This window comes from Lysobacter sp. CA196, from assembly GCF_052078695.1.
Classification (GTDB): Bacteria; Pseudomonadota; Gammaproteobacteria; order Xanthomonadales; family Xanthomonadaceae; genus Lysobacter.
Genome location: NZ_JBQJIN010000005.1, coordinates 182305 through 207453, shown reverse-complemented (window position 1 = coordinate 207453; position 25149 = coordinate 182305). Strand labels below are relative to the sequence as shown.

11 protein-coding genes are annotated in these 25149 nt (G+C 64.9%); 3 read left to right on the top strand and 8 right to left on the bottom strand.

The genetic code is table 11. The features are described 5' to 3' along the window. Positions 1-685: 685 nt before the first annotated feature. The 3 genes from ACTOWK_RS07285 to ACTOWK_RS07275 all read right to left on the bottom strand — a co-directional run bounded on the left by ACTOWK_RS07285 (position 686) and on the right by ACTOWK_RS07275 (position 17334). A complete protein-coding gene (locus tag ACTOWK_RS07285) occupies positions 686-14023 on the bottom strand; it encodes a PLxRFG domain-containing protein (protein ID WP_441329514.1) in 13338 nt (4445 codons plus the stop codon). Further along, positions 14020-15294 carry a hypothetical protein gene (locus tag ACTOWK_RS07280; RefSeq protein WP_441329513.1) on the bottom strand — a complete coding sequence of 425 codons (1275 nt, stop codon included), beginning with the start codon at positions 15292-15294 and terminating at the stop codon, positions 14020-14022. The genes ACTOWK_RS07285 and ACTOWK_RS07280 overlap by 4 nt, the downstream gene beginning before the upstream one ends. A 150-nt stretch (positions 15295-15444) precedes the next feature. After that, positions 15445-17334 (bottom strand): hypothetical protein, encoded by a 1890-nt coding sequence (locus tag ACTOWK_RS07275; protein ID WP_441329512.1) that lies wholly within the window; start codon positions 17332-17334, stop codon positions 15445-15447. Positions 17335-17433: 99 nt separating this feature from the next. Here ACTOWK_RS07275 and ACTOWK_RS07270 point away from each other — a divergent pair, with 99 nt between their 5' ends. Continuing rightward, complete coding sequence (locus tag ACTOWK_RS07270; RefSeq protein WP_441329511.1) at positions 17434-17922, top strand: hypothetical protein; 489 nt, start codon at positions 17434-17436, stop codon at positions 17920-17922. 18 nt (positions 17923-17940) lie between these two features. Here the strand turns inward: ACTOWK_RS07270 and ACTOWK_RS07265 are convergent, their stop codons facing one another. Together ACTOWK_RS07265 and ACTOWK_RS07260 are read right to left on the bottom strand one after the other, a co-directional pair. Further along, positions 17941-18675, bottom strand: coding sequence for a hypothetical protein (locus ACTOWK_RS07265; protein ID WP_441329510.1), 735 nt, complete (start codon positions 18673-18675; stop codon positions 17941-17943). Continuing rightward, on the bottom strand, positions 18675-20129 hold the full coding sequence (locus ACTOWK_RS07260) for a hypothetical protein (RefSeq protein ID WP_441329509.1): 1455 nt from the start codon (positions 20127-20129) through the stop codon (positions 18675-18677). Before ACTOWK_RS07260 ends, ACTOWK_RS07265 begins: the two co-directional genes overlap by 1 nt. A gap of 228 nt (positions 20130-20357) precedes the next feature. On the opposite strand from ACTOWK_RS07260, the gene ACTOWK_RS07255 reads away from it, so the two are divergent. Both ACTOWK_RS07255 and ACTOWK_RS07250 read left to right on the top strand, forming a co-directional pair. Then, the gene (locus ACTOWK_RS07255) at positions 20358-21191 is read left to right on the top strand and encodes a hypothetical protein (protein ID WP_441329508.1); all 834 of its coding nucleotides are present in this window, start codon (positions 20358-20360) and stop codon (positions 21189-21191) included. Between the two features lie 14 nt (positions 21192-21205). Then, on the top strand, positions 21206-21694 hold the full coding sequence (locus tag ACTOWK_RS07250) for a hypothetical protein (protein ID WP_441329507.1): 489 nt from the start codon (positions 21206-21208) through the stop codon (positions 21692-21694). Between the two features lie 141 nt (positions 21695-21835). On the opposite strand, the gene ACTOWK_RS07245 is transcribed toward ACTOWK_RS07250, so the two are convergent. The 3 genes from ACTOWK_RS07245 to ACTOWK_RS07235 all read right to left on the bottom strand — a co-directional run bounded on the left by ACTOWK_RS07245 (position 21836) and on the right by ACTOWK_RS07235 (position 25149). Then, entirely contained in the window at positions 21836-22513 is a 678-nt protein-coding gene (locus tag ACTOWK_RS07245) for a hypothetical protein (RefSeq protein ID WP_441329506.1), read from the bottom strand. 221 nt (positions 22514-22734) lie between these two features. Further along, positions 22735-23205 (bottom strand): hypothetical protein, encoded by a 471-nt coding sequence (locus tag ACTOWK_RS07240; protein WP_441329505.1) that lies wholly within the window; start codon positions 23203-23205, stop codon positions 22735-22737. 51 nt (positions 23206-23256) lie between these two features. Continuing rightward, the gene (locus ACTOWK_RS07235; protein WP_441329504.1) at positions 23257-25149 is read right to left on the bottom strand and encodes a hypothetical protein; all 1893 of its coding nucleotides are present in this window, start codon (positions 25147-25149) and stop codon (positions 23257-23259) included.

Sequence of the window (25149 nt, the reverse complement as noted above, 5' to 3'; positions counted from 1 at the left end):
ATTTTCGTTCTGCCCGGACATTTTCTGCCGATCTAGGTTGCCCGACAACGCTCACTTGAAAACCTGCCGCGTCGCCACCGTGCTTATGCCCAGCACACCGACAGTGGCTTAACAGTTCATCGTTGGCGATGACCGGTCGCGGCCACTGAGACTGCGTACCGCAGAATGCGCCCATGGTCACAGATCTTCCCTCACTCGGCTCTAGAGGCATGTCCCCCGGGAACATCGGCTCGTTGCCAGAACTCCCGCCTGGATTCGAGTGGGCTCGCCCGAACTATGGCAGCGTCGATGCGAGCGACAGTGTTGAGATCACTGTGGCGAGGACGAGAGTCGCGCTAGTAGGCCCTCTTGCTACCCGTAACGGCTGGGTGGGTCATATTGGCTGCCATCGCGACGACCTCAAACGACGTCATTACGTTTGGACTAAGACCTTTGAACGAGCAATCGATTACGTCGTTGGCTGGGTGAGTCGATATCCGGACGCGATTCGCGCCGAGGCTGAGGCGAAGCACGATGAGTTGCTAAGCAGACACAGCCACAGACATGTCCGTTGACCCGGCACCATCCTGCGGGTGATCGCAGGGAGCGTTGCATGACGACGCAGTAGAAAGACGTCATCGCCTAGCTATCGCCAGGCTTTGTTCGCGTCATTGGCTACGTTTGCAACACCGTTCGCCCCCTATTCTCAGCCGTCGGACTCTACCCCCTTCGGTTGATAGCCTACTAGGGCGCGCATGCGGCGCGTTACGGTGATGCCACTCACGCTCAAAGCAGAATGGCGACGACGGGCCTGCTGTGAGCGTTGCAAAGTTTCGCGGGTAATTGAATAGGCCGGATTTGCTCGGTTGAATTCCCGAACCTCCTCCAGCACCTCTCTCGCCCCATCTCCGTCTAGTTGTCGGATCGCGAGGAAGTAATGATTGATGAGGCGCTGCCGGCGCCGGGTCATCCGGGCATCGGCCCCTTTCAGCTCGCTGTTCTTCGCGTACTGCTCGGCGACGGCCAGCGGGGACAGTCCCAGTGCCTGCGCCAAGACCCCTGCCGGGCCGACGTCAGTAATGGCCTCGCCATCGAGCGTGGTCGCCCCTTCGCCTGCGTAGCGCAGCGCGCGGAGCGGTGAGCGCAGGAACGCCGGCAGCATGGTTTCGGTGCCGCGCTCGATGTGGCCTTCGTGCATCTGTTGGAGCCCAGTGAATACGTTCTTCGGGATCGCCAATGCGGCACCAAGCACCTGCTCCATCCAGAACAAATACGCATCGCGCCCTTCCAGTTCCCGATCCGGACTGCGGAACCACAGATTCGGCAGGCCGATGCGCTCGGAAACATCAACGCCCAACACGGTTCCCGGCACACCGCGCAGCAGCAAGCGGGCGGCCTCTTCCCCAAGCAGCTCCTGCGCTCCCTGCACGAACTGCTGTTCCGCGGTGAACGGGTCGTCCTCGTCATCGAACACCCCCGCCAGCATGACCGCGAGCCCGTACAGCGGCACTCCGGTGACGCCGGCCATGAGCGCGTACAACCCCATCATCGCGCCGAGCTGCCGCCGGGCTTCAGAACGGGCAGCCGGCGTCTCCGCGCGGAAGGATTCGTGTACGTCGCGGAACAGCCGATAGATCAGGTTGACGTTGTAGTTACGAAACACGAACAACACCTTCGCCACGTCACCTTGCAACCAGCGCGGGCGGTTGGCCGCCGAGTAGTCGAAGTGCACCTCGTAGGTCAGCTTGGCCGCCCGCTGCACCGCGGCGTCGTGCGGATCACCGGCCTCCCGCGCCAGCCGATAGGCCGTCAACGAGGTCACTTCGCGGTTGAACCGCTCGGACTGATGGAAAATCCAACCCAGCTTCGCCATCACGCGTTGTCGCACCGCCGAATACTCCACTCCCTTGTCGCCGACGCCGGCCAGGTCGTGCGCCTGGGTCTTCTCCCAAACGCCCATGTCGATGAAGGCCTGGGCGGCCTTCTGCTCGGCCGGGGTCAACGCGGCGCGCTCGATGTGCCCGCGCCCTTGGGCAAAATCCCGCGTCGCCTGGGCCAAGGCCCGGCTGGCACGGCCGAATCCATAGCGCGAGCCCAGGATCGGCACCCCGAGCATCAAGGTCTGCGTGGCGTTGAGGAACAGGTGCGCCGGATTCGCGCCCAGGTGATAGACGAAGGCCGCACTAGTGGCGACTTGTGCCGCGACGCCGCCCTGCGGGTTCAGGATGAACTCATGCCGCTTACGCAGTTCATTGACCAGCAGCACCCCATCGATCGGCGCGTGTTGTTTGGCCTGCTGTTCGGCGACATCCAGGGCTTCGCCCATCTCCAAGGCGTACTTGAGGCGGGCGAGCTGATAGCTGCCATGGAACATGGCACTGCCGAACGCTCGGAGGGCGTCTGCGTTGTAGCCGGGCACCTTCTTGCGATGGATGAAGCTCTTGCGCAGGCTCAGATCAGGTAAGCGCTCTAGGTAGAGCTGGTAGATCTCATCGCGCAGGAAGTCCGGTGCATCGGCGTTCTCCAGAATCTGCTGCACGTCGCTCACGAAGCGCGGGTCAATGGGCTGCCGCAGCGTGTTCTTCTCGGTATCCACCCCGGTTCGGACCTCCTGTCCTTCGCCCCGCATCTTCTCGGCAAAGGCGTCCAGTTCGGCTTTGCCCTCGAACTTGGAGAATCCCACCATTCGACCGTCACGCTTGACCACCGCAAAGTAGCGGCCAAAGCGCTTCAGCGGAAAGTACGGGGCCTCCACGCGCTGCGCCTGGAACTTCCGCTGCAATCGAATGACCTGCACATTCGCTTGCCGGTTGGCTTTGCGAAGCCCCGCTGCGTGAGCGTATGCGGCGCGCGTCCGTTCCTCCTCTTTTCCGGCGTCGTCCAACTCGGGGTCTTCGTCGATCTCTTCCAGCCGTTCGACGTACGATCGGTCCGCCCGATTCCGGTTGATCTGGATGGCGCGCTTCAGGTTGTCGACCAGCGCCTTCTCGATCAGCTTCATTTGCTCCGTGTACGCATTGCGCGCCGAGACGTAGAGCTTCTGACCCTCGGCAGGCAAGGCCTCGTACCGCTGCCGAAGTGCCCGGTGCAAACGGACCTTCTCCGAGTCTTTCTGGTAGGTCGCCTCGGGCAGCGTGGGATCGACCCCCGCGACCGTGCTGTCGTGCATCAGGTCCGCCAATGCACGCGCCCGTGCCGTGGGTTCTCGGCTCAGCAGCGCGCGCGCACCGCCGACCGTCGCAAACGACAACCAGGCCTGTGCGATGGCATCCGTTTCGACATAGCGTTGGTGGCGATAGGCGTCGAGTTGGTAGCGCAGATCCAGATAGTGCCCGATGCCCGGCATCTGCTTGGGCGCAAAATCGGCCAGCGCATTCATCGGCACCGCGCCGAGCAACGCCGGTTTCAAGTCGGTGAGCTTGGCGATGCCGCGTTTGGCCAGCCAGCTCTTTACGGGCGCTCGTCCCTCCGGCGACGCCTTCAGCCGGGCCGCCGAACGATCCGGATCGGGTCGGCTGAACATCGGCAACCCCGCGCGCGCGGCCTCTCGCATCGCCGGGGTAATGTCCAGAACGTGCGACCCACCGTCGGCCTCGCCCTCAAAACCGAGTTCGCCCCGCTCGCTGCGCGCGCCGAAGCGCTTCGCCCATTGGTTGACCGCCGTAGGCACAATTTGGTCGTAGAACATCTGCAAGCCCCGTTTCCGACGTTCGCGCTTCTGATCGTTGCCGCCGAAACGAAGTGCTTGTTGTTCGCCTGAAGTCCATGCGATTCGATCCAACCCGTGATCGACGGCCCATCGGACCATCCGCTTGAACGCCAGCAAAGACCAATCGGCCGCGTTTTTCATCGGAGCATCGGGGACGCCACTGGACTCATCCTCTCCGTAGATTTCGTACAGCGCCGAGAATCGCTGTTCCTCTTCCTCGGTTAGCTCCTCGTTGCCTTCTGCCCGATACGACAGTGCCCGATATTCAGCTTCCTCGGCCGTATCCGGTCCACGGGGCCGGTAGCCTTCCTTTCGGCCTTGCTGGTGCCAGTCCGATTGAATTTCTTCGATGAAAAGGACACTGCGCCCGTCTTTGTCGGTCCGTTCGCTGAATCGGACGTGCGCGAGGATGTTGGAGTCCTGCGGAAAGTGGTGAGTGAAATATTCGCCTTGGGAGACATCGCCAAGCTCTGCTCTCTCTGCGCGAGTAAGCGTGCTGGACGGGCGCGCTGCCAGCGTTTCTCTACGCTCACGCTGTCCGTGCGTCAGGTGACGGCGACCGCGTGGGATGCTCAACAATAGCTCTCGATAGCGTTCGCCACCGATCACTGAGTACTCCTTGTACAGCTCCTTGAGGCTCCGATCGCCGTTGGCTTGCTCAATCTTCATTGCCGCTTGGTAGAGTTCCTCGCCGAAGGGTTCGTAGAGACTATCGGCCGAGACGAGTACACCCAGCCTGTCCCTATGTTGCAGTCGCTTCAATCGATGCGGGTCGTCGCGCAGTTCGACGACCTCGAATCCGTGCTCGGCCAGCTTGCTGGCATCCTCCTGCAATACAACCGGCACCTTGGCCGTCATCCATTCCTCTGGCGCGAGCGGCTTGGACAAGTCGAAGAGGAGGGTCTCGTAGATCATCAATTCGTTGGACTCGACAAAGCCCTCAAGCTCCTGGCGAGTGATTCGACCTTGCCCCTTCAGCCAATCATCCACCCCCGACCAATCACGTTCGCCTTGACGAAACTCGCCCCGGCGCTGCGCGCCGTCGAGCCATTGCTTCCACTGTTCCGACGAGCCGGCCTTCGGGGCACCCTTGGCCTGGCGGATCGCCTCGGTAAAAGCCGAGTAGAAACGCGGCGCCGGCCGGGAATAGGCCGCAGCCTCGCTCAGCGGCACTGCGCGCGGGCGGGCGCCGTCGCGCACGTACCGGGCCGCCTTGACGATCAGTTGACGCAGTTCGGCCCGGCTGAAGCGAAAGCTGAATCCCAGCGTACGAAGGAAGCGAAGCACGGCCGCGATCACCCGGTCGATGACGCTGTTCTGGATGCCCCGTTCGGCCATGATCGCAATCGCCTCACGCGTGGCGATGACCCGATTGGCGCCCTTATAGCGGCGATCAACGTCTGCAAACAGGTCGGCGTAGCGACCACTGGACCGCATTCGATCCACCGTCGATTCCAATTGCTCCCAGAGTGCCGGCCCGGTGATCGACTCGATACCGTAGTGCCCAACTGCTTCATGTGCGAGCACGGCTTTGGCACGGTCGGCGTCTTCTAGATTCGCCGCGACCAAGTAGACCGTGCCTCGACCGTCATGGAACCCTTCGCTCTCGTTGTAGTCCTCTTCGGACTTTGCAGACGCCGGCAAGTCCTCGCCCGTCTCGACCACGACCACACGGGGTGCGTTGACCGACCAGCGCGCGATGATCGGGGCGATAGCGCGACGGACGGCAGTGGCTTCCATGCCGCGCGCGACGGGCCGGCGCGGACGGCTAAATGCCCCGATCGGCGCCGGGTCGCCGTCAACGGCCTGCTTGCCAGCCCGCAACGCCGCCACGACCTTCTGGAACCGGTCCCGCTTCGCGTCCAGTTCGGCTTGCTGCGGAAACGCACGCGTCATTTCCTCGCTGGCCTGTTTGGCTTCGCGCTCGAACTTCTGGACCCGTGCCTCGGCCTCGGCCACCAGCCGCTCGGACCCCTTGACCATATTCTCCAAACGGGTGACGAAACCGCTCGGGGTAATGCCTTCCCGACCGAGATCGGTCGTGCCAACGCCGAAGCCGTCGACTTGCAGGCTGACTCGGAATTCGTCGCCGCGGTATTCGATGTCGATGGTCGCGTTACGGAACGTCCCGACATGGACAGGGCCATCGGCCGCAGTGGCTCGCTTGAAGGCTGCCAACACAGGTTCGACTTTGACCGCCTTTCGTTCGTCGAAGGTACGTTGCCCCAAGGTCAACGCAAAGGGGCCGTCGCGGTCGAGCTGCTCGACAGCCCGCCGGGTACGGTCCCGGTCTGCGTAGCGTCGGTCGTCGCCCTTATTGAACACACGGACGATGGTTTCCAATTGGTGAATCGACCGCTTGTGCGAGCGCTCCTGCGCTTCCAGATTTCGGACTTGGCTACGCAGGCGCACCGACTCCAGAATCAAGGGATTGCCGGATGCCGATCCCTTCATCTCGGCCGCATTGGCCGCCTCGCTGGATACGTCCTCGATCTCGCGAACGCTGGCGTCGCCGGCACGGAACGACTCAATGCCACCCGCCTTGCTCTCCAGAATCTCCCATTGCCTCGCGTCGTAGGTTTGCTTGGTCGCGTAGCGCAGAATCTCGATCTCGAACCCGTCCGGATCGGCCTCGTAGAACTCGTTGCCCTGCCGGTCGATACGCCCCTGGCGCTGTGCCAGATCGGACGGCCGCCACGGCGCATCCAGATCGTGCAACCCGACCAGCTTGCGCTGGACGTTCATGCCGGCGCCCATCTTCGCCGTGGAGCCCATCAGGACGCGGATGTCACCGCGATTGACCTTGGCGTACAGGTCGGCCTTGCGTTGATCGGTGGCGTAGTCGTGAATGAACGCGATCTGGTCAGCGGGAATGCCATGTGCGATCAGCTTCGCCTTGACGTCGTCGTAGACGCTGAAGCGGCTTTGATCGGCGAGTAGCTCGTCCAGGCTAATGACCGGCTGCGCGGTGTCGGACTCACCTTCGCCATCCTCAGCCTTGGCGCCTTCGGCTTCGGCTTGATCGGCCTCCCAGCGCGCGACGTAGGCGTCGATGTCCTCCGGGGGAATCGCTTGGGACTCGAAGGTGGACTGCCAGTGCTCGCGCTCCTTCGCCAATCGTGCGTTGGCCAGATCGATCGCATCCTGGCGTTTGACATCACGAGCGACCTCGGCGCCGGAGGCGGCATCGATGATGACCTGCGCGCCGCGCTTCTTATGCAGGAAGAACAGTCGATCCGGCCAGGCCGATAGCGCCACCTTGGCGCCTTCCACATGCGCCAACTGACCGGACTCGTTTCGCACGAACCACACCGGTCCCTTCGACTGCGCCGCCTCGGTCGCCCGTCCACGCGCGGAGGCCGGGACCGATAGATCGCAGAAGACGAGCTGGGTGCCGCGACGGGCCTTGTTCGCTTTCCAGATCCGCACGATGTGGCTGACGGCAGTATTGATCTTGGAACCGGCAAAGTCCGGCGCGGACGGATCGATCAGGCGATAGTCCAACCCGGCCTTGCGCGCATCGCCCGTCGCCTTCAGATGGTTGTCGATGCTCGGGTCTTTGGGCATGTTCTCCATGCGCCCGATGATCGAATCGCGCGGGTATTGCTCCTTCGGTGCTCCGGTCTCCGGATCGAGCAAGGGCTGTCCGTTTGCGTCGAGCTGCGGTTTGGGAATACCGATGTAGGCCGCCTGTAGCGGCGAGCGCTCGACGACGATGTTTTGCGGACCGCCGGTCTTGATCTTGGGCAACGGAAACCGCTGCCCCTGCGCCTGGGCATCGCGAATCAGGTCCGCTCGGGTCACGGTGTCGGCAAATTGCCGCCACATCGTGCGCAGCTCGGGCAAGTTGGCGAACTTGCTGAAGCGCTTCTTCTCCTTGAAGCGACCGGCCGCATCCATCTCCCAATCGGCGACCATCGCCCCGAACGTGCCCGACCAGGCGTCGAACTGGGTCAGGTTCAATTGGCGCAAGGCACCATATTGCAGGTAGCGCTGGAAGTGGAACACCTCCGACAACGTGTTGGACACGGGCGTGCCGGTCAGGAACACCCGGTTCTTGCCTTGCTGCACGCCCTCGAGGTATCGCATCTTCACGAACAGGTCGAAGGCCTTCTTAGACCCCTCCGGATTTCCCAGGCCAGCGACGTTGCGCTGCGTGGTGACGAAGTACAGGTTCTTGAACTCATGCGCTTCATCGACGACCAGGGCATCAACGCCCATCTCAGCGAAATCCAGCAGGTCGTCCCGGCCGCGTTCCGCAATACGTTCCAGTCGTTCGGCGATGCGATCCTTACGTTTCTGCAGCTGCTTGAACGACAGTGACTTCTTGCCTTCGCTGTCCCGCATCGCGTCCAGCGCTTCGGTGATTTCGCCCACCTCGGTCGTGAGGATGGCGGCCTCGGCGTCGGCCGGTAGCGGAATGAAGCCGAACGAGGAATGGGCCACGATCACCGCATCCCACTCGCCGGTCGCGATGCGCCCAAACAGTTCGCGCCGTTTACCGCGCTCGAAGTCCTGGCGACTGGCGGCCAGGACGTTCGCGCCGGGGTAGAGCCGCAGGAAGTCGACCGACCACTGATCGACGAGATGGTTCGGCACCACGATCATGGGCTTGCGCCACAGGCCGAGCCGGCGCATCTCCATCACGCCCGCGATGGAGGCGTACGTCTTGCCGGCGCCGACGACGTGCTCGGCCAGCGCGATACCGTCCTGAATCATCCGGTAGGCGAACCCGGATTGGTGGGGCCGCAGTTGACCGTCGGCGAGAATGCCGCGCGCCATGCCCGGAAAGCTCATGTGGGCGCCATCGAACCGGCGCTCGACATTCGTGTTGAAGGTGTCGTTGTAGAACCGCGCCAGGCGCTCGCGCCGGTCGGGGTCTTTCCAGATCCAATCGCCGAAGGCCTGGGCCAGTTCGGCGGCCTTGCCCTGTGCGGCGGCGGTCGCCTCCTTGTTGAGGATCGGTGGCTTGTCGCGCACGCCGCTGGGGTCGTAGACGCTGATCGACTTGTTCATCATCAAGTCGGCCATCAACTCGTCCGCGCCCATGCGCGGCGTCCCCCACCGATCCAGGTTGAGCACCTCGTTCTGGCTCTTGACCTTGACCGCCCACTGCCCGAGCGCGGGCACATGCTGGCCCGTCAATCGGCCCTCGAAGGTCTCCATGGCGAATGCGGCGTAGTCGCTCGCCGGTATCCACGGCGTGCCGAGCTGCACGAAAATATCGGCCGGGTCCACATCCACCGGCTGCACCGCTTCCAGCGCTTCGACGTTGCGGCGATACGCAGGGTCTTGCTCTGCTGCCGCGCGCGCAGCGACGAGCTTGGCTTTGACGTTGCCCGACAGGTATCCGTCCGCAGGTTCGACGGTGCCATCCGGCAGGCCATACGCCAGGTCGCCCAGTTCACGCAGCATGTCCTCGGCCGTGGGGCTGTGGTACAGCGCGCGCATGAAGTCCATGTCGATGCGGCCGTGCTCGTTGAGCGAGGCCAACATCGCGCTCTTGGCATCGCTCGCCTGAGTAACGGGGCGAATCGGGTACTGCACGCGCTTGGTGAACAGGTCGGCCTTGCGGGCCGATTCCGGTCGCGCCTCAATGCCGCGCTTCTTGGCCGCCTCGCGCGAGACGCCGCGGTCATAGTCTCGTTCCAAACTCAACAGCAGCGGCGAGTCCGGATCGGGACGGAACGCGCGCTTGTTGACGTCGCGGCTCAGCAAACCCGAGGCCTTCGTGTACGTGTCGTAGACCCGATTCAAGTCCGTGCGCAGGTCGGCCAGCTCCGCATCGGTACTCGCCTCGCGCAGTTCGGCCGCCAACAACCTCCGCATCGCGTTGCGAATCACGACCATCCCGCGCACGCGCTCGGTGTCGCCGGCCTTGAAGCTCGTCTCGACGTGGGTGACTTCGCCGTTGTGGTCCGGTTGGCGTTGGCGAAGCGTGCCCTGGCCATCGACGTAATAGCCGTAGACCTTGACGCCCGACGCGGGGTTGCCGACGCGCTCGGACGCTTGCTCGGTCTTGCGGGCGGCCTGTTCCATCTGCTCGATGGAGGCACCGGGCGGGCGGTACACCGCTTGAGGCAGGGTGGATACCGCCTCGTTCAAGGCCTGGGTCAGATCGACACCGGGGGTCGCCTGCAACACCGCGCCCTGCGCGCCGTAGGTGGTGTGGGTGCTCCACACCATGCGGCCCAGCATTCGCTCCGGGTGATCGAGGAAGGTGCGGTTCAGGGCGAACGACTCGCCTGCCGCCTCGTCCCGTGCCTCGCCGACCTGCACCCACGCCTCCGGATTGGAGGCCTCTCCGTCCGACAGCCGTTGCAGGAAGACGATGTCGGTGGTGACCGTGGTGCCGGCGTTCTGGGCGAACGCGGTTTGCGGCAGGCGGATCGCGCCGAGGAACCGCGCGCGTTCGGCGATCCACTGGCGGGTCGTGCGCGTGTTCGCGTCGAGGAACGAGTTCGACACCACCATCGCCAACAGGCCGCCAGGGCGCAGGGCCGCGACGGATTTGGCGAAGAAGTAATTGTGGATGCTGAAGCGCGACAGGTCCGGGTACTGCGGGTCGTGCACCGACTGCGCCCCGAACGGCGGATTGCCGATGACCAGGTCGAAGCTGTCGGGCACCGTGCGCAGCTCATGGAACCCGCGCACCTGCACGTTGGCCGTGGGATACAACAGCCGCGCAATGCGCCCGGTGATCGCGTCCAGTTCCACGCCCGTACGCTGGGTCGCCGCGCGCAGAGACGCCGGCATCCGGCCAAAGAAATTGCCGGTGCCCAGGCTCGGTTCCAGCACGCGGCCGTGGGTGAACCCCAGGCGCTGCACCGCCGCCCACATCACGTCGACTACATTGCGTGCGGTGTAGTGTGCGTCCTGCGTGGACCGGCCTGCGGCGGCCAACTCCTCGGCAGACAACGCCGCTTGCAGGTCGGTCGCGCGTTCTTCCCAGCCCTTCTTGGTCGCGCCCGTGGTCGGGTGGCGGAAGGCCTGCGGCAATCCCCCCCAGCCGACGTAGCGTGCCAGCGTGGACTGTTCGTCCCGCGTCGCCGGGGTGCCGCGTGCCTCAACGGCCTTGAGTACCCGGATAGCGCTGAGGTTGTGGTTGAACTTCGTGACCTCACCGACACCCCGGAATTCGAGTTCGTCGGTGAGGGTGAAGTCGGACGGCGCGGTTACAGCGTCAGGGGCAGCCCGGCCATTTGCAGGCACTCGCTCGGCGTCAGATGCAGGTTCATCTGCCGCGTGTCGCACGCTTCGTCCAGAGCGTGACGGTACGTTTTCTTCAGCAGCGGCACGAGTTCGCCGTTTTCGATCAATTGCCGGAACTGCTTCGGGCTGCCTACGTACCAAATCTCCAGCAGATTCCACACGTCCAGGATCGGCAGGTCGCTGGTGTTCAGCGCCTCGAAGTTCTCCCGACCGATGGCTTTGATGACTTGAGTCAAGTAGTTCCCCACTGCGCTGCTCCTTGTCGTTGGACGGCGAATCATAGGCTGCCTCCGGGACGGATGGCAGGGGGGATGGCGCAGACGCCGCTTGCAACGGCGGCGACGTATCGGTGTCGACGTTGCGGTCCGACTCGGGTGCGTTAGTTGCGGCTGCAACTGGCTCTGCCATTCGTCGCTTACGCACCGCTACGAGTCCGCCGCCGCGCGACACCAAGTCGAAGTCCTCGGGCGATTGGCCGTGTTGTTCGATCGCCACCAAGGCGGCACGCCGGGATCGGAATCCTTCGTCGGCCGCCGACTGCGCACCGCGCCGAGTGATCTCGCGCACACCCTTCCAGGCTTCCCGCGCGCGGCTGCCGTCCGGATCGAGGTTCGCGCGCGCGATACCGCCGCCGGCCTTGCGCTGGCCGTTGGCCGCAAATCGGGGCAGCAGCTTGCCCGTACCTTCCAGGTCCGTCGTGCGTATGCGGTGGGTTTGCCCGTAAACGTCGCGCACGCGAAGGAATATGCCGCGTTGATGATTGCTAGCTGGCACGGAGGGACTGGAGTCGGCCGCGACGATGTCTGCCGGCGCACGTGCGACCGCTGCGTGGGGTTGCGCGGCCGGTGCAGATGCGGGTTGGGTCTGGGCAGGCGTGTCCGCGTCTACGGCCGCGCGAAAGCTCGCGGGTGCGGTAGGTGCCGACTCGGCCACGCCCGACGTGGTTGCATCCGCGTCCGCTACGGCGACTCGCGTGTCGGCAACCGTCTCAGGCGCATTGGAAGCTAGTTCGCCAGCGGTGTTCGATGCAGGCGATGCGGCGGGCCGAGCCGTGGAAGTCGCAGCCGACGTCGGCCGGTCGTCGGTCGGCGATGGCAATTCCGATGTGATCGTGTCGGGCACCGACGTCATCGGCTTCGATGGTGTCGCTGCGTCCATTGCCGTAGGCACGACCGGCGAACGTGACGGCACGGTCTTGGGTGCCGGCGTCAATACCGCCGCCGGTTCGAGGGCATCACTCACGGGCGGCGGAGGCGCAGCAATCGGACGCGCTGCCCGCAAGGCGGAATCTTCGGCCTGTATGCGTTTGCGTCGGTCGACGAGTACCTCATTACGCAACTGGCTCATCGAGCGCTTCGTCAAGCCGAAGACCGACACCAATTGCTCGGTCTTCGGCAACGGGCCGCGTTCGGCTTGAGCGGTGAGGTAGTCGCGGACCCGGCTGACCGCTTCCGGGTCTGGATTCACGGGCGGGCGCGGGGCAATATCGGGCAGCCCCGCGCGCGACTCCTCTCCTCGGTTCGGCAAGGACAGGTTCCGGGACGGCGAGCCGGCCTCCCGCGACGCGTCCATCGCGCTGCGCGACTCAAAGCCACGCGTCGGCAGAAGCGTGCTGCTATCGAACTGAGTGGGCTCGGACGCCTTTTGCAGCGCACCGTTCTGTGCGGCCACATGGACCGCGCGCGACAGAGGACCGCTATTCGGATCAGGCAGCACGCCGGCTGATGCGTTCGATCCGCTCGGCGACGGCGGCGCGGACCGAGGCTTCCCGGTGAGCGAGGTCGACATCCCACGCCCCTGCGGAAACCGCATCTCGGGCTCGGCATAGACACGCGGCGCTACCGGGCTGTTGGGTACAACCGTGCCCTCGCTATCGACCACCATCGTGTCCGGAGGCGGCAACGCCAGAAACGTGCCGGGCGGGGGCGGCGGTTTCTTGAGCGAGGTCGACATCCCACGCCCCTGCGGAAACAGCATCTCCGCTTCGGCATACACGCGTGGTGGAACCGGACTATTGGGGACCACTACGCCATCGGGCGAAACCACCATCGTCTCCGGTGGCGGCAACGCCAACGGGGCCGGCGCGTTCGGCGGCTGGGATTCGGGCAGCGCGCGACGGACACCACCCGCCGCACCGAACACACCGCCGCCCAATGCGCCGGCCGCAATGTTCTCGATGTAGTCGTCGACTGCTTCCGTGCCGGTTAGGGCTCGCTGCGCACCCCATCGTTCCACAGCGGCTTGAACGCCTTCAGTCGCACCTTCCGTGATCGCACCCTGTGTCGCACCCGCCAGCAATCGGCGTGCGACGCGCGGGCTGGTCGACGCGCCCTTCAGCAAGCGGCCAACACCGATCCCTTCGGCTGCACTATCCACTGCGCCCGCGACCGCGCCCGCCCCGAGCGCGCGCCACGCGTCGCCGGCATCGAGCGACTCGCCGGTCGTCGCCGCGTCCTCGGCGCGGCCGGTATAGGCGATGCCGGTTTCTTGCGCAGTGTTCAGGCCCAAGCCGGCCACGGTCGCGCCGCCGACCTGTTGCAGCCGCCGTTGCAGCGCGGTCTTGCCGGCCGCCTCGGCCAGTTCCCGCGACACGCCCTTGCGCATCTGGTCCGCGACCAGCGACTCGACCGACTCGGTGATCAGTTTCTTCGCCGCACCGCGCGCGACCAGGCCGCCGACCGCGCCTGCGGCCGTGCCCGCGCCGGGCGCCGCGCTGCCGATCGCGGCGCCGGCTCCCGCCGTCGCCAAGCTCTGCAACGCCTGTCCACCGAAGTTGCCCAGCACATCGCCGGCCCATTCGCCCGCGCTGTCGTCGCCGGCCAACACGCCTTGGAACGACGCCTGGTTCTGCAACGGCCGAACTTGCTCGCGCTCGATGCGCTGGTAGTTCGCCAACGCGCTGTCGCGCCATTCGTCGGCACCGACCGCACCGGCCAAAGCCGCCCCGGCGCCGTACAGCAGGCTTTGGGTCTCCGGGAGGCTGCGCTTAAAGCCACGCGCCGCGGCGCTCAAGAAGCCGGTCGGTGCCGGCTTCTTCGTTGGTGGAGCAACCGGGACGGGGGCAAAGGGGTTGATCAATCCGGTCGTATCCGGAATGTCGTAGGGGTTAATCAGGTCCGTCATGGATTACCAAATTCTTGTTGGTAGAACGCCTTCAATTGCGCGTCGGTAGCACCGGGATTCTTCCGGCGGCCTTCGATAAGGAACTGGCTCAAAGTCGGCCTGGCTTGTGCCGTCGGCGCGAACAACGCCTGCGCGCGTGCATCCAAGGCCGACAGTTGCTCGGCGCGCTGTTCCTCATTGAGCGACAAGCTGTCCATCACGGCCTGTTGCTGTTGGCCCAGGTAGTCGAGCTGGTCTTTGGGCGTGATGCGTCCGCTCAGATCGGCCTTGACGGCCTCCTGCACCGGTCGGCCGCTGGCGTCGGTGATCGGGGTAAAGCTGCCGTCCTGGCGCAACGCGCCGGTTCGGCCGTCGGCCGTGTTGAGCGTGCGCAGCACGCGCTGCCCCTCGCCGAGCTGTTGCTGCTGTACCGCAGCGCTGTCCATCTCCAAGCGCCGCGCCTCTTGGCGTCGCTGGGAAAAGGCTTCGTTGGCCGCGTTTTCGGCGTTTGCGCCGGCTTGGATCAATCCATTCGCCGCCTGCTGGCCCGAGGCGCTGGCTTGATTCATCGCACCCAACTGGCCGAACAACGCCTGCGCCGCCGCTGCGCGCGAACCGGGCCGGCCCTTGTTCTGATAGCTGCCCTGGGAAATCTCGAAGCGCCGCATCAACTCCGCTTCAGAACCGAGCCCGTCGGTCACCAGGGAGCCGGCGTCGGCGCGCGATTGCAGCGCCGCGACCCGAGCGCCTTCCAATGCGCGCTGGGTCGTGTCCGCCACGCGTGGCGCCGTCGACGCCGGGGCGACCATCGATGTCGGCAGCGTACGAATGGCTCCGGTCGGCTGTCCCGCGTTCTGCAACAGGCTCGGCACTGCGCGCGTTGCGCCATTGGCGCCGGTAAACGTGTTGACATCGCCTGGGCGCAGGCTCGGTGCATTCGGCAAACCCGATGCCGCGTTCGCGGAGCGGCGACCCGGCTCGGTCGGCGTTCTTGCCGTCGCAGACGCGGCGGCGGTCACCGGCAGTCCATGGGCCATCGACGGGGCCGCAGCGACCGGGGCGCCCGCATTGCGCATTAGGGTTTCAGTCTGGGTGCGGTTGGTGAAGTCGCGGTACTTACCCGCCATCTGCTGCAACGGCGCGACGTAGGCTTGTTTGGCCGCTTCGGCTTGGGCAAGTTGCCCGTCCAGTTGCCGCAGCGCGCGGGCACCGTTAGGCACCCTCGATAGCTCATAAGGTGCTTGAAACTCGTTCCGGGGGACGATCAGTTCGGGGCTGGCGGTCTCGGCCAAGCGTCGACGCGCACCGGAGAGGGTTTGCGTGCGTTGGGTCGCCGCATCGAAGCCGCTGCGCAGTTGGCCGTACTCGGAATGCAGGCCTTTCAGTTCGGGGTTGAGCGTTCGGCGACGCGGGGGCGTTGTCGTTGGGCTAGCGGCCACAGGTCAGATACTCGAATCGGCGATTTCGCCTTGGAAGTTGAAGTCGGTGCTGCACGACTTGGACTCGCTACGCGTGCTGCTGACGGCGGCGCTGTAGTTGACAGCGGCGGCGCTGGAGGCTGCGAGCTGGCCCATGACCTGAGCCAGCATCTTGCGTACCTCCAACAGCAGGCTGGTGAGCTGGATGTTTTCTTGCACTCGGATCTCCGCGGCTTTGAGTTGGGTGTTAACACGCGCGTTCTCGCGCTCTAAACCAAGCTGAAACGTGCGATCCGCTGCTGCACTGGCCGATTGCTCGACGCTGCCTTGCGCGGTGTAGATACGCGCCTGGGCTTCCACGCGTTGCCCCACTGCGCCCAGGCGCGCTTGTTCGGTCGCCAGCAAGGCGCGTATGCGCTCCAAATCGGACTGGAACACCGTGATCTGCTGCCCGTGCTGGGCAATACGCAGACGCTCGCGGTCCAACCGCGCGCCGTTGCCGGCGGTGACGGCTTGCACCTTCGCCGAGAAGGCCTCGACCAGATTGCGATGGACCGTGACCTTGCTGTTCTCGGCCTCGACGCTGGATCGATAGCCGTCCCACTCCTTGCCGTAGGCATCCCAGCGCGCGCCGTAGGCATCGACTTCGGCCTTGTAAGACTCGATGATCGAGCGCTCGACGTCGGCTTGCGCTTTAACGCCTTCGATACGCGCCCGGTAAAAGTCGGCCAAGCTGTTCAGCGCGCGAATCTGTTCCGCATACAGACGAACGCGCTGTTCGTTGATCTCCCCGCGCGCACGCTCGCCCTCTATCTGGGCGCGATAAACCTCGACCTTGGCCAGTTCGGCGCGGATGCGCTCGGCGAAAACCTGCGCCTCGGTCTGATAGGCCTGCAACCGCGCGTTGAACGCACTGATGCGGGCGTTCAGTACCGCAATGGCGCTGTCGCGCAGGAATTGCGCCGCCTGCAAGGCCAGGCGCTGTTCCTCGGTGTGCAGATTGATCGCCACCCCTTCGAGCGCGATGCCCTGTTGTACTGCGAGCCGCATGTTGGCGAGGGACTCGTCGAACTGCTTGATCGCGACTTCGCGGCTGTACTCGGCGATGCGACTCTGACCGGCCTGCCGGGCGGCGTCGACCCGCGCCGCCAACATGCCCGGTGGCTGGGTGAAGCCGCGCGCGGCGAAGTCCTCGTACAACTGCTCGACGCTGGCGGCCGTTTCCAGTTCGATCCGGCCACGTCCCCGCTCGAACAGCGCACGCTCGATGGCCAGCGGCAGCGCCGACTCGCCGTCGAGCCACGCGCCGACCTTGCCGCGTAGCTTGTCCAGCAGCGCTGAAACGTAGGCCTGCGGCGAGAACGCCCAGTCGTCGTTGAACGGCGGTTCCACGAACACCGGACGCTCGCCGTCGAAATGCGGCAGCCGAATGTCGGGGACGGTGGGCAGGTGCAAGGCCTCGAAGCTCGGCAGCGCCGGCAAGGCATAGCCCGGCGTCTCCGGCACGACCAACGGACTCGGTCGCCGGGGCGGGGTCGGCACCGCCAGGTGCAGCGCGTCGGGCTTCGGCCCGTAGGCGAGCGTCGGCGCCGGCAATGTGTCTTCCGGCAACTCCGCCAGATCGAGCGTTTCCGCTACGAACGTGGGCGGTCGCGCTGGCTCGGCCGGTACACGCAACTCGAACTCGCCGGCATCCACGCGCGGGGCAAGTGGACGCTGTAACGGTGCCTGCACCGCGTTGTAGTCGAAGTTGACGGTGAACGTCGTCGGCAGTGCCGTGAAGCCGGCTAGCTGTGCGCTTTGCTGGATCGCCAGCTCGTACGTGCGCGTCGCCAAGTTCATGAAGGTCTTGTGGCCGTCGCTGACGTACAGCACGGCCGGGTCCGCCGAGAGCACGGGGCAGAAGTCGGTCACAGAGGGGGTTCCGAAGGACGGTTACAATCGCGGTCCGCGCAGTGCGGCCGGAGCCGTCAACTCAAGGACGGCACGAAGTGCTCAAGCAAAGGAGGCTTGATGAAGAAGGTGTGGGGTGTTGTCGGCGTCGTCGGCGCCGGGATGCTTTTGTTAATCGGCATGGGCATCGGCAAGCTCATGGGGCGCACAGGTGCCGAACTGCTGTTCGACGGGACGACAGACGAGAGCCTGTCCACCGCGATCACGCTGACCAATCAACAGCTGCCGCGCATGGTGGACGAGGCGACGCGTCTGGATCGCGTGTCCAGCGGGTCGGGGCGTGTGCTGACCTACCACTACACGTTGGTGGGGTACTACGAACCAAATCCGGACCCCTCTGGATTGATAAACCCTTACAAAGCGACTGATCCACTCCGTATCTATGACGACCTTGAAGGTTTCAAAGCCCGTATCGCTCAGGGCGCCTGCGAGTCACCGTCTACACGGGCGTTTCTCTCAAAGAAGTTGACCGTCGTGTACCAATACCGCGATGTGCACGCCCGCAAGCTGTTCGACGTTACGATCACACCGGAGGGATGCGGCCTGTAGGGGCCAAGACGTGCACCTTCAGTGGCAGCCGTGGAAGAAGCCCAGCGGCAACGGCGGTCCGCCATCGACGCGGATCGTCGCTCGGGCGTCAGGCGGACTGCACGGCAGTACGTCCATCCAAGCCGAGTAGAAGAAGCCCGGCTCCTCCTCGTTCTCACTCGGCCCCAACGGGAACGCATACTCGTCGCTCTCCACCACGAACACAGTGGGCACGACGAACGTATAGGTGCCGCCGAACGAGGCCTGGACGGGTCGGCCACCGGAGGCCGTGGTCGTCATCGCTAGGTCCGCCAGCACGCCCCAGGCAAAGGCGGGATCCAGCGGCGGCAGATCGCCTGCGAAGCTGGCGCGGAAGGTGCTGTCGTTCGCATTCGCCTCTTGCCCCACCAGGGTGACCGGGAACGTACCGGCCATCGGGAACGTTTCCAGTACCGCGCCGTCGCTCGGGCTCAACCGCACGATGCGAACGTTCTCGACGGTCCCGACGTAGCCGTCCGGAAAAGCACCATAGGCTTCAAAGAAGGACGAGCCGTTGATCTCGATCTGTAGGGTCCGGTCGAACCCTACCAGCGGACGAAAGCCGTCCGGTACGGTTTCGCTGCCGGCCGGAATCCGCACTACGTTGCCCACGGTACGAGGCGACTGGAAGAAGACGTGACCGTTCATGCCTTGCGCCGACCACTCGCTCGGCGGCACCGGGTCTTCGCACACCTGGGTCACGCCTTGCAGGTCGGTCCAGAAGCAAAGCGGCATCAGCGCCTCCCGCTGCTATTGCCGCGCACGCGGCGGTCCACCCGCAGGGGCAGGAACTCGATCACGTCCAGGGCGAAGTCCGCACCATCGATGTTCTCGATGACGTAGTCGAAGTAAACCGATTGCAGACCCGCGCCGACCTTAACCCGGCCTTCGCGTACGCTGTCGGCGGCACGCGCCCGCAATCGATAGGCGTGTGCGACGCGCTCACCGGTTCGCGGGTCGGCGGCGACCACGCTCAGCCTCAGATCGCCATTCGCGGTGTAGCCCAGGTACAGGCTGGGAAAGCCCTTCTTGAGCTGCGAACCGAAGGCGGACATGCCCTGGCGAATCCGCGCATGGATCGGCTCGCCGGCATCGGTGTTGCCGCCCAGTCGGTACAAGCCGGTATCGGCGGCGCCGTAGGTGATGCCAGCGAGCCCCAGGTAACTGTTGAAGGGGTAATTCGTGTATTGCGACAGCGATTGGCTCTGCGTGTTCATGACCCAGGCGATGTACTCGCCCGAGTCGAGGTGAATCCGCACGAGCGCCCCGAGGCAGTCTTGCAGCAATACATGCGCGTCAAGGCGCTCGCGAGCGCCGCTGGACAACGCCAGTCGATCCGTCAATGCGACGATGCGTACCACGCCGGGGCGTAGCGCCGCCTGCAGGCGCACTTCGTCCAGCCAACGCTCGGCCGCCACCAGGGAATCGGCGGTCGTCGCCCCCACCGTCAGGCCGCTGATCAATGTGCCGATGCGCAGCGGATCGAGCATCGCACCGAACGCGAGGGCTTCGGCGACCAACGCCAGGGCATCCCATTCCGTATCCACCGCGTCGCCCAGCAGCAATGCATCCACCATGTGCTCCACGGCGGTTGCCGACAGGGTCGATCGATCGCCGAGGGCCACCGCCGTCGCCAGCAACTCGCGCAGGATCAGGCCGAGCGACTCGCTTAGTGTCGCTTGCGAGTGCAAATGCCGCGTGCCCTGCCAGCGCGCGCGCGGCGTTGCCGACAACGCCACGTTGACGTGCAGCAGGGCCGTTTGCACCGCCGAAAGCCGCGACCGGATACGCAGGTCCGCATTGAGACGAACCGCGTCTTCGCCGTTGGTCGGCGGCACCCGCAGCTCACTACCAAAGCCGGTCAGCGTGATCGCACCGTCGCCGACCTGGCCGAAGGCCGATGCCTGTCCGATGCCCACCAACAACCCGTCGCCGTGGGCGGGCGGGAGCACGCCCGCACCGTACCCGTAGGTCGCTGCCAGTTGCAGGGCGCCGTCGCCGATGCAGAACGCGACCGGCGGCGGCGCGACACCGCCGCTCTCCGGTAGTACCCACAGCTCGCCGTCGCCGATGGCCGCCTCTCCCAGACCACGCGCAAAGCCGTAGCCGCTGAGCGTCAGCGCGCCATCCGCGACCGCCGGCTCGGGCGCCTGCGGCGGCGCCAAGATTTCAAACAGTATTGTGCTCAAAGGTCAGGGTCCGGTCCGCGTGCCGATAATGTGCCTTGCCCTGCAAGGCAGCGTCGTGTAAGGATCAAATATGTAGGTCGGATGCCGTATAGGGCGACAGTAAGGAAACTCACAAAAAGCCCGGAATACGGGCGGCAGCAGAAATAAACTCACTTCGCGTGACGTCATTGCCCTCTTCGTTAGGCACTTATGATGAAAAAAATACCTACCGCCGCATGGATAGCTAGCGTGCTCCTGCTGTTGCTTGGAGTGGCACTTTTCTTTAACCAGAAACGCTCCCCAACCACGGAAACAAGCCCGGCCGCGACTTCTACCAGCGCAGATCCTGCACCCCGCGCACAAGCGACGAACGGCGCATCGACGAATGCGGCGCCGAAAGTTGCTCATAAACAAGCGTATTCGCTTCGAGGCAGCGTTTATACGCCTCCGGGAGATGCGGCGCAGGTCATTGAGCGGCTACGCCCGCTTGCAGAATCCGGCGATGGCAGGGCCGCGCTTGAGATATTCGTGAAGCTACAGGACTGCTTTCGTGCGCAGGGAAGCGTCACTGACACAGATGTCAAAATTTACGAACGAATCGGCGTTTCGGCGCAGGCGCTTGCCGCGACACAACAGAAGACACTGAGCGAATGCGCCTCTGCCCAGTCGGCCATGGAAGACCGAGGCAAATGGTTGGAAATGGCAGCGGCCTCAGGAGATGAGCACGCACAGCTGCTTTACTCGGGAAATCCCGGCTTCGTGCTCGGAAATGCTACCGAAATGATTCGCGACCCCGACAAAATCAAAAAATACAAGGAGGTCGCGCGTGGCTACCTCACCAATCTTGCATCGAAAGGCAACATCGACGCCCTAATGGCCCTTGCAGGCGAATACCAAGGCGGAGTCTTGTATCCCAAAGACCCTGTCCGCGCATACGCCTATTACCGCGCTATTGAGCTGGCAAAGCCTGGCGCCATATCGAAACAGCTAATGGATTATCAGGCAAAAGAGGTTCCATATGGCCGACTTTCAGAAGCGGAGGCTTTGGCAAAAAGGATATATGGAAATTGCTGTGCAAACTAAAAAAGGAGCGTTATATGCGTAAGCTTGCAGTTATTTTGTTAGGACTTGTTGTTGCTATCGGAGCTGTCGCCTCGGGCACTATCGTCGCAGGCTCGAACATTACGAATTTGCCTGGATCATACGGGCCCTATACCTGCATCGGCTCATGTCAACTGCAAATGCCCTCTCCTGACCAACCCACATTGGAATACATCAGGTCGATGGATGGGAGCCACTTTGGATATGTACCGAACTATAAGCAAGTGGCTGGCGACAAGTTCAAAATTTGCAATACCGACTGGTGCGTGGATTACTTTAGATCAGACAGCGTGCATCAATTTTGGGGTGGAAACCCTACGCCGGTTGTTACGCCGGGCGGTGATCCCAATGTCGGCGGTGGCGGTGAAGGCGGCGGCGCGTCTAATCCCGGCGGCGGTGGTGGTTACTCCGGCCCGATAGGTGGTGGTTACGGCGGCGGTGGCACGGTGGATGTCGGCCCGGTTATCCCGATCCAGAATCCCTGACGTTCCATAGGGCCATCTGAGGCACGGGTCAGGTTCATTTGCCATCCCAAGTGAACCTGACCTTTTGAACTACGTTGATCTCATCTCCTGGCGCCGACTCGGCCGCCTGCGTTGGACTTGGAACAGCAACTTCGACCGCGCTCAAAGCACGCGGTCCTGCGCGAGGTACAGGGCGGCGCCGACGAGTACCGGCCCGGTCGACAGGTTCGGAGAGACGTACACGCGCCGTCCGTTGATCGAGAACGCCACCTGGCCCGCCACCCGCCGCAGCTCGAACTGGGCGTCGCGTTCGTAGGCGGTCGGCGCGTCCATCCAGCGACCGAACTCCATGCAGGCGACACGGCGGGTGCCGGCAATGGGATCGCTATCGAAGTAGAACGCGTGCGAGAGCGAATCGAACCGGCCCACATCCGCATGGCCGCCCGCGAAGCCGACCGCACCGGCCGCCGCGATGTCGACCTGAAACACGGTGCGTAGATCGCCATCGAGGCGATCCACACTGTTTGCGCCCGCATTCCAGCCTTCGTGGACGTCGACGCTCTCGATGGCGGGCACCGCCGGCACCGCGCCACGCCCCGGAAAGCCCGACAGCATGACCACGCGGCACGGGCCACCCGTTTGGCAGCCCGGCGGGTCGGTGTAGGTGCCGTCGCGCGGTATCCACAGCCCCCGTGGCCCGTCCCGGTAGTAATCGCGCGCCTCCCGATGAACACCGCTGCCGGTCGGCACCTCGAAGACGCCGCGGATCGGTCCGTCGTGCCCCGGATCGGGATAGCCGTTGCCGATGGCGCTCACGCCGGGAAAACGCACGAAGCTCATGTGACCGATCGGACCGTACCAGCCGTCAGGGGGCGAAGCGTCGAGCTGGCTCCATTGGTGGAAGTGCTCGGGCCGATTCGGAAAGCTTCCCTTCTGTCGGAACGCGGTTGAGCGTGGCGACGGCGTCGCGAACAGATGGAACGGGATCGCAGCGACTGGCGGATAAGCCGGCGCCCCAGGCGTCGCCGTGACGGTTGCGACCTTAGTCAATGCGCCCACGATTAACCGCCCGCGCTGGCCTGCGGCAGTCGCCAGCCGAAGTCGCCGACCGGCTGCTCGTTGCCGGCGGTGAGCGCGGCCACGCCCAGACGCAGTTCGGCGCCACTGCTCGGACCGCCGACCGCACCCTGCAAGCGGTGCCCGGTGAGGGTGTCCGATGCGGTGCGGCCGGTGTCGCCGGCCGCACAGAATCGATAGAACGTCGGCGTCAACGTCGTCTGCGTGGCGTCCGCGCCCTCGAACTGCGTGGTGCCGCGCCAGATCTCATTCGGCGCCTTGGTCAATACGCCGTTGATCGGGGTATCAAAGGTCAATCCGGTGCCGGTCCCGTTGAGGCCGATTCGTACCAGCTCGGTATGAGTGTTCGCGATGTCCAGGGCCTCGGCGGCCGTGCGCGGCACCGTGCCGGCAAACAGGATCAGCACACCGCCGTCGAGCTTGGTTTTGATTTGCGCCAACAGGACGTTGGCCAACGCGGGCGTTAGCAGAAGCATGGTAGGTTCCGAGAGAGGGAAAGTGAGCGGCTACAGCGGCGTGGGTTGCCCGAGCAACCACACCGGGTGATAGCGGGCCTGGTCTTCGCCGACGCCGGTCAGTCCGCCCAGGCGCTGCCCGGTGGCGTGATTGGCGATCAGCTCGACGCCACGGGTATAGAGGTTGGTGTTGTACGAACACACCGTGGTGCCGCGAGTCGTAGCAAACCCCGGCATCGTCGTGTGGCCGGCGAAGTCGACTTGCTGGTTCGACGCCGAGTCGCTGGCCGTCGACGCGGTGTTACGGATTGCCAGCCACGCGCCTTCCGACTGCGCGATCCGCGTCTGTCCGAACGTGTCGGCCTTGCGAAACGGCGTAATCAGCGGCGTCGCCAACAGCGACAGGCCGAAGTTCGTCGTCAGGCCTAGGTTCGAGGGGCCAAACGCGTGCAGATGCATCAGCGCCAAAGGCGCGACCGGCGCTTCTGCCAATCGCACCAGCGTCGCGGTGTAGGTCGGCGTCATGGTGAATGCCGTGCGCTCGACCGGCGTCTGCGCCACGACCGTCTCGGTGCCGCGTTGCCACAGCACGACGCGGTACGAGAAGCGCAACGCGGGCGACGGCCCACCAGCGAAGAGCTGTCGCGACTCCAGCAGCAGCAACACGCCCTCGCGCAGATCGGCGCACAGCACTTGGCGGCGCACCCAATCCACGCGTCCCGGCGTGAAGTCCGTGACGTCGCCCACCTCCCACGCAGGTGTCTCCGCGCCGGCCAATCGATAGGCCAGTCCGCGACCACGCCGCACGACCTGCAACACGGCCGCGCCGTCCTCGGCCAGCGGCGCGACCGTCCCGTCGCCGGCCGCCAGTGCCACCTCTGCGCGCGTCACGGCCACGGTTCCGTCCGCACTCAGCGCGAGTTGCAGGCGCGTGTGCGCCTCGGACGGGCGCGTCCAGTCCTCGCCGCGTCGGACGGTCTGCGCCGAACTCGGCGGCACATGCGAGACGGCGACGCGGCCCTCGGTGTCGAAGTGCCAGGGCGCAGTCGCACGCGGTTCGACGCCCTCCCACAGCGTTTGGTGGGAACGCGCGAGCACACGTCGCTTCATCGGCCCCGGCAGTGCCGGGTCGATGACCATCTCGAAGCGGCGCAGCGCGAGGGGCACGTCGCCCATGAAGTACGACGGGCTGGCCCAACCATCGGGATGCGCGGTCGCCGCTTCCGGCGCCGCCGGCCACGACACCTCCGACAGCGCGGCCAACACCACCATCAACCATCGACCGTCGAATGCGGCGCCCAACACCGTGCGCTCGGGGAAGTCCACCTCGCTGGCCAGGCAGTACGCATCCAGATCGAGCAAGGGTTGTCCCAGGCAGAAGACCCAACGCCCGTACTGCGCGAGCGGGCGGCGGCAGCCGTCGACGAAATAGCGGCTGGACGGTCCGTACCAATGGATGCGTTCGCCGTCCCGGCTGCGCCAGTCCACGTTGGCGGCGTAACGCAGTCCGTCCGGAAACCGCGCGCCGTAAGTGCCTTTTCCACCGCCGAACTCCGCGTAGCCTTCGGTACGGCCGTCGTGGAAGAACGTCGTCCAGCCCGGCCGCAGGATCTGTTGCGGAAACCGGGGGTCGAGTCCATACGGATGCTCGACGTCGCGTGCCCACACCACGAAGTCGTCTTTGCCGTGGGGCGGTACGTCAGGCCGGGGAACCAACGGCGGCGGAACAATCGTGACGCGTGGAATGCCGCCGCGCAGTTCCCCGATCACCACCGCGCCGTCGCGCAGGCGCTGGGTCACCTGGTGCGTACGTAACCCCAGGTGCGCGGCGTCGGCGACGACTGCCCCGAGCACCTTGCGCGCGAACGGCACGTAGCCGGCCGCCTGCACCCGGTCGCCGACCACATGGACGTGCGTCCAGTCGGTATGGCGAGCGCCCGGCAC

Bases quoted from the DNA above. Each gene is read 5' to 3' on its own strand.
- ACTOWK_RS07285 (WP_441329514.1), bottom strand. From the start codon at position 14,023: ATGACGGACCTGATTAACCCCTACGACATTCCGGATACGACCGGATTG.
- ACTOWK_RS07270 (WP_441329511.1), top strand. From the start codon at position 17,434: ATGAAGAAGGTGTGGGGTGTTGTCGGCGTCGTCGGCGCCGGGATGCTT.
- ACTOWK_RS07265 (WP_441329510.1), bottom strand. From the start codon at position 18,675: ATGCCGCTTTGCTTCTGGACCGACCTGCAAGGCGTGACCCAGGTGTGC.
- ACTOWK_RS07250 (WP_441329507.1), top strand. From the start codon at position 21,206: ATGCGTAAGCTTGCAGTTATTTTGTTAGGACTTGTTGTTGCTATCGGA.
- ACTOWK_RS07245 (WP_441329506.1), bottom strand. From the start codon at position 22,513: ATGAGCTTCGTGCGTTTTCCCGGCGTGAGCGCCATCGGCAACGGCTAT.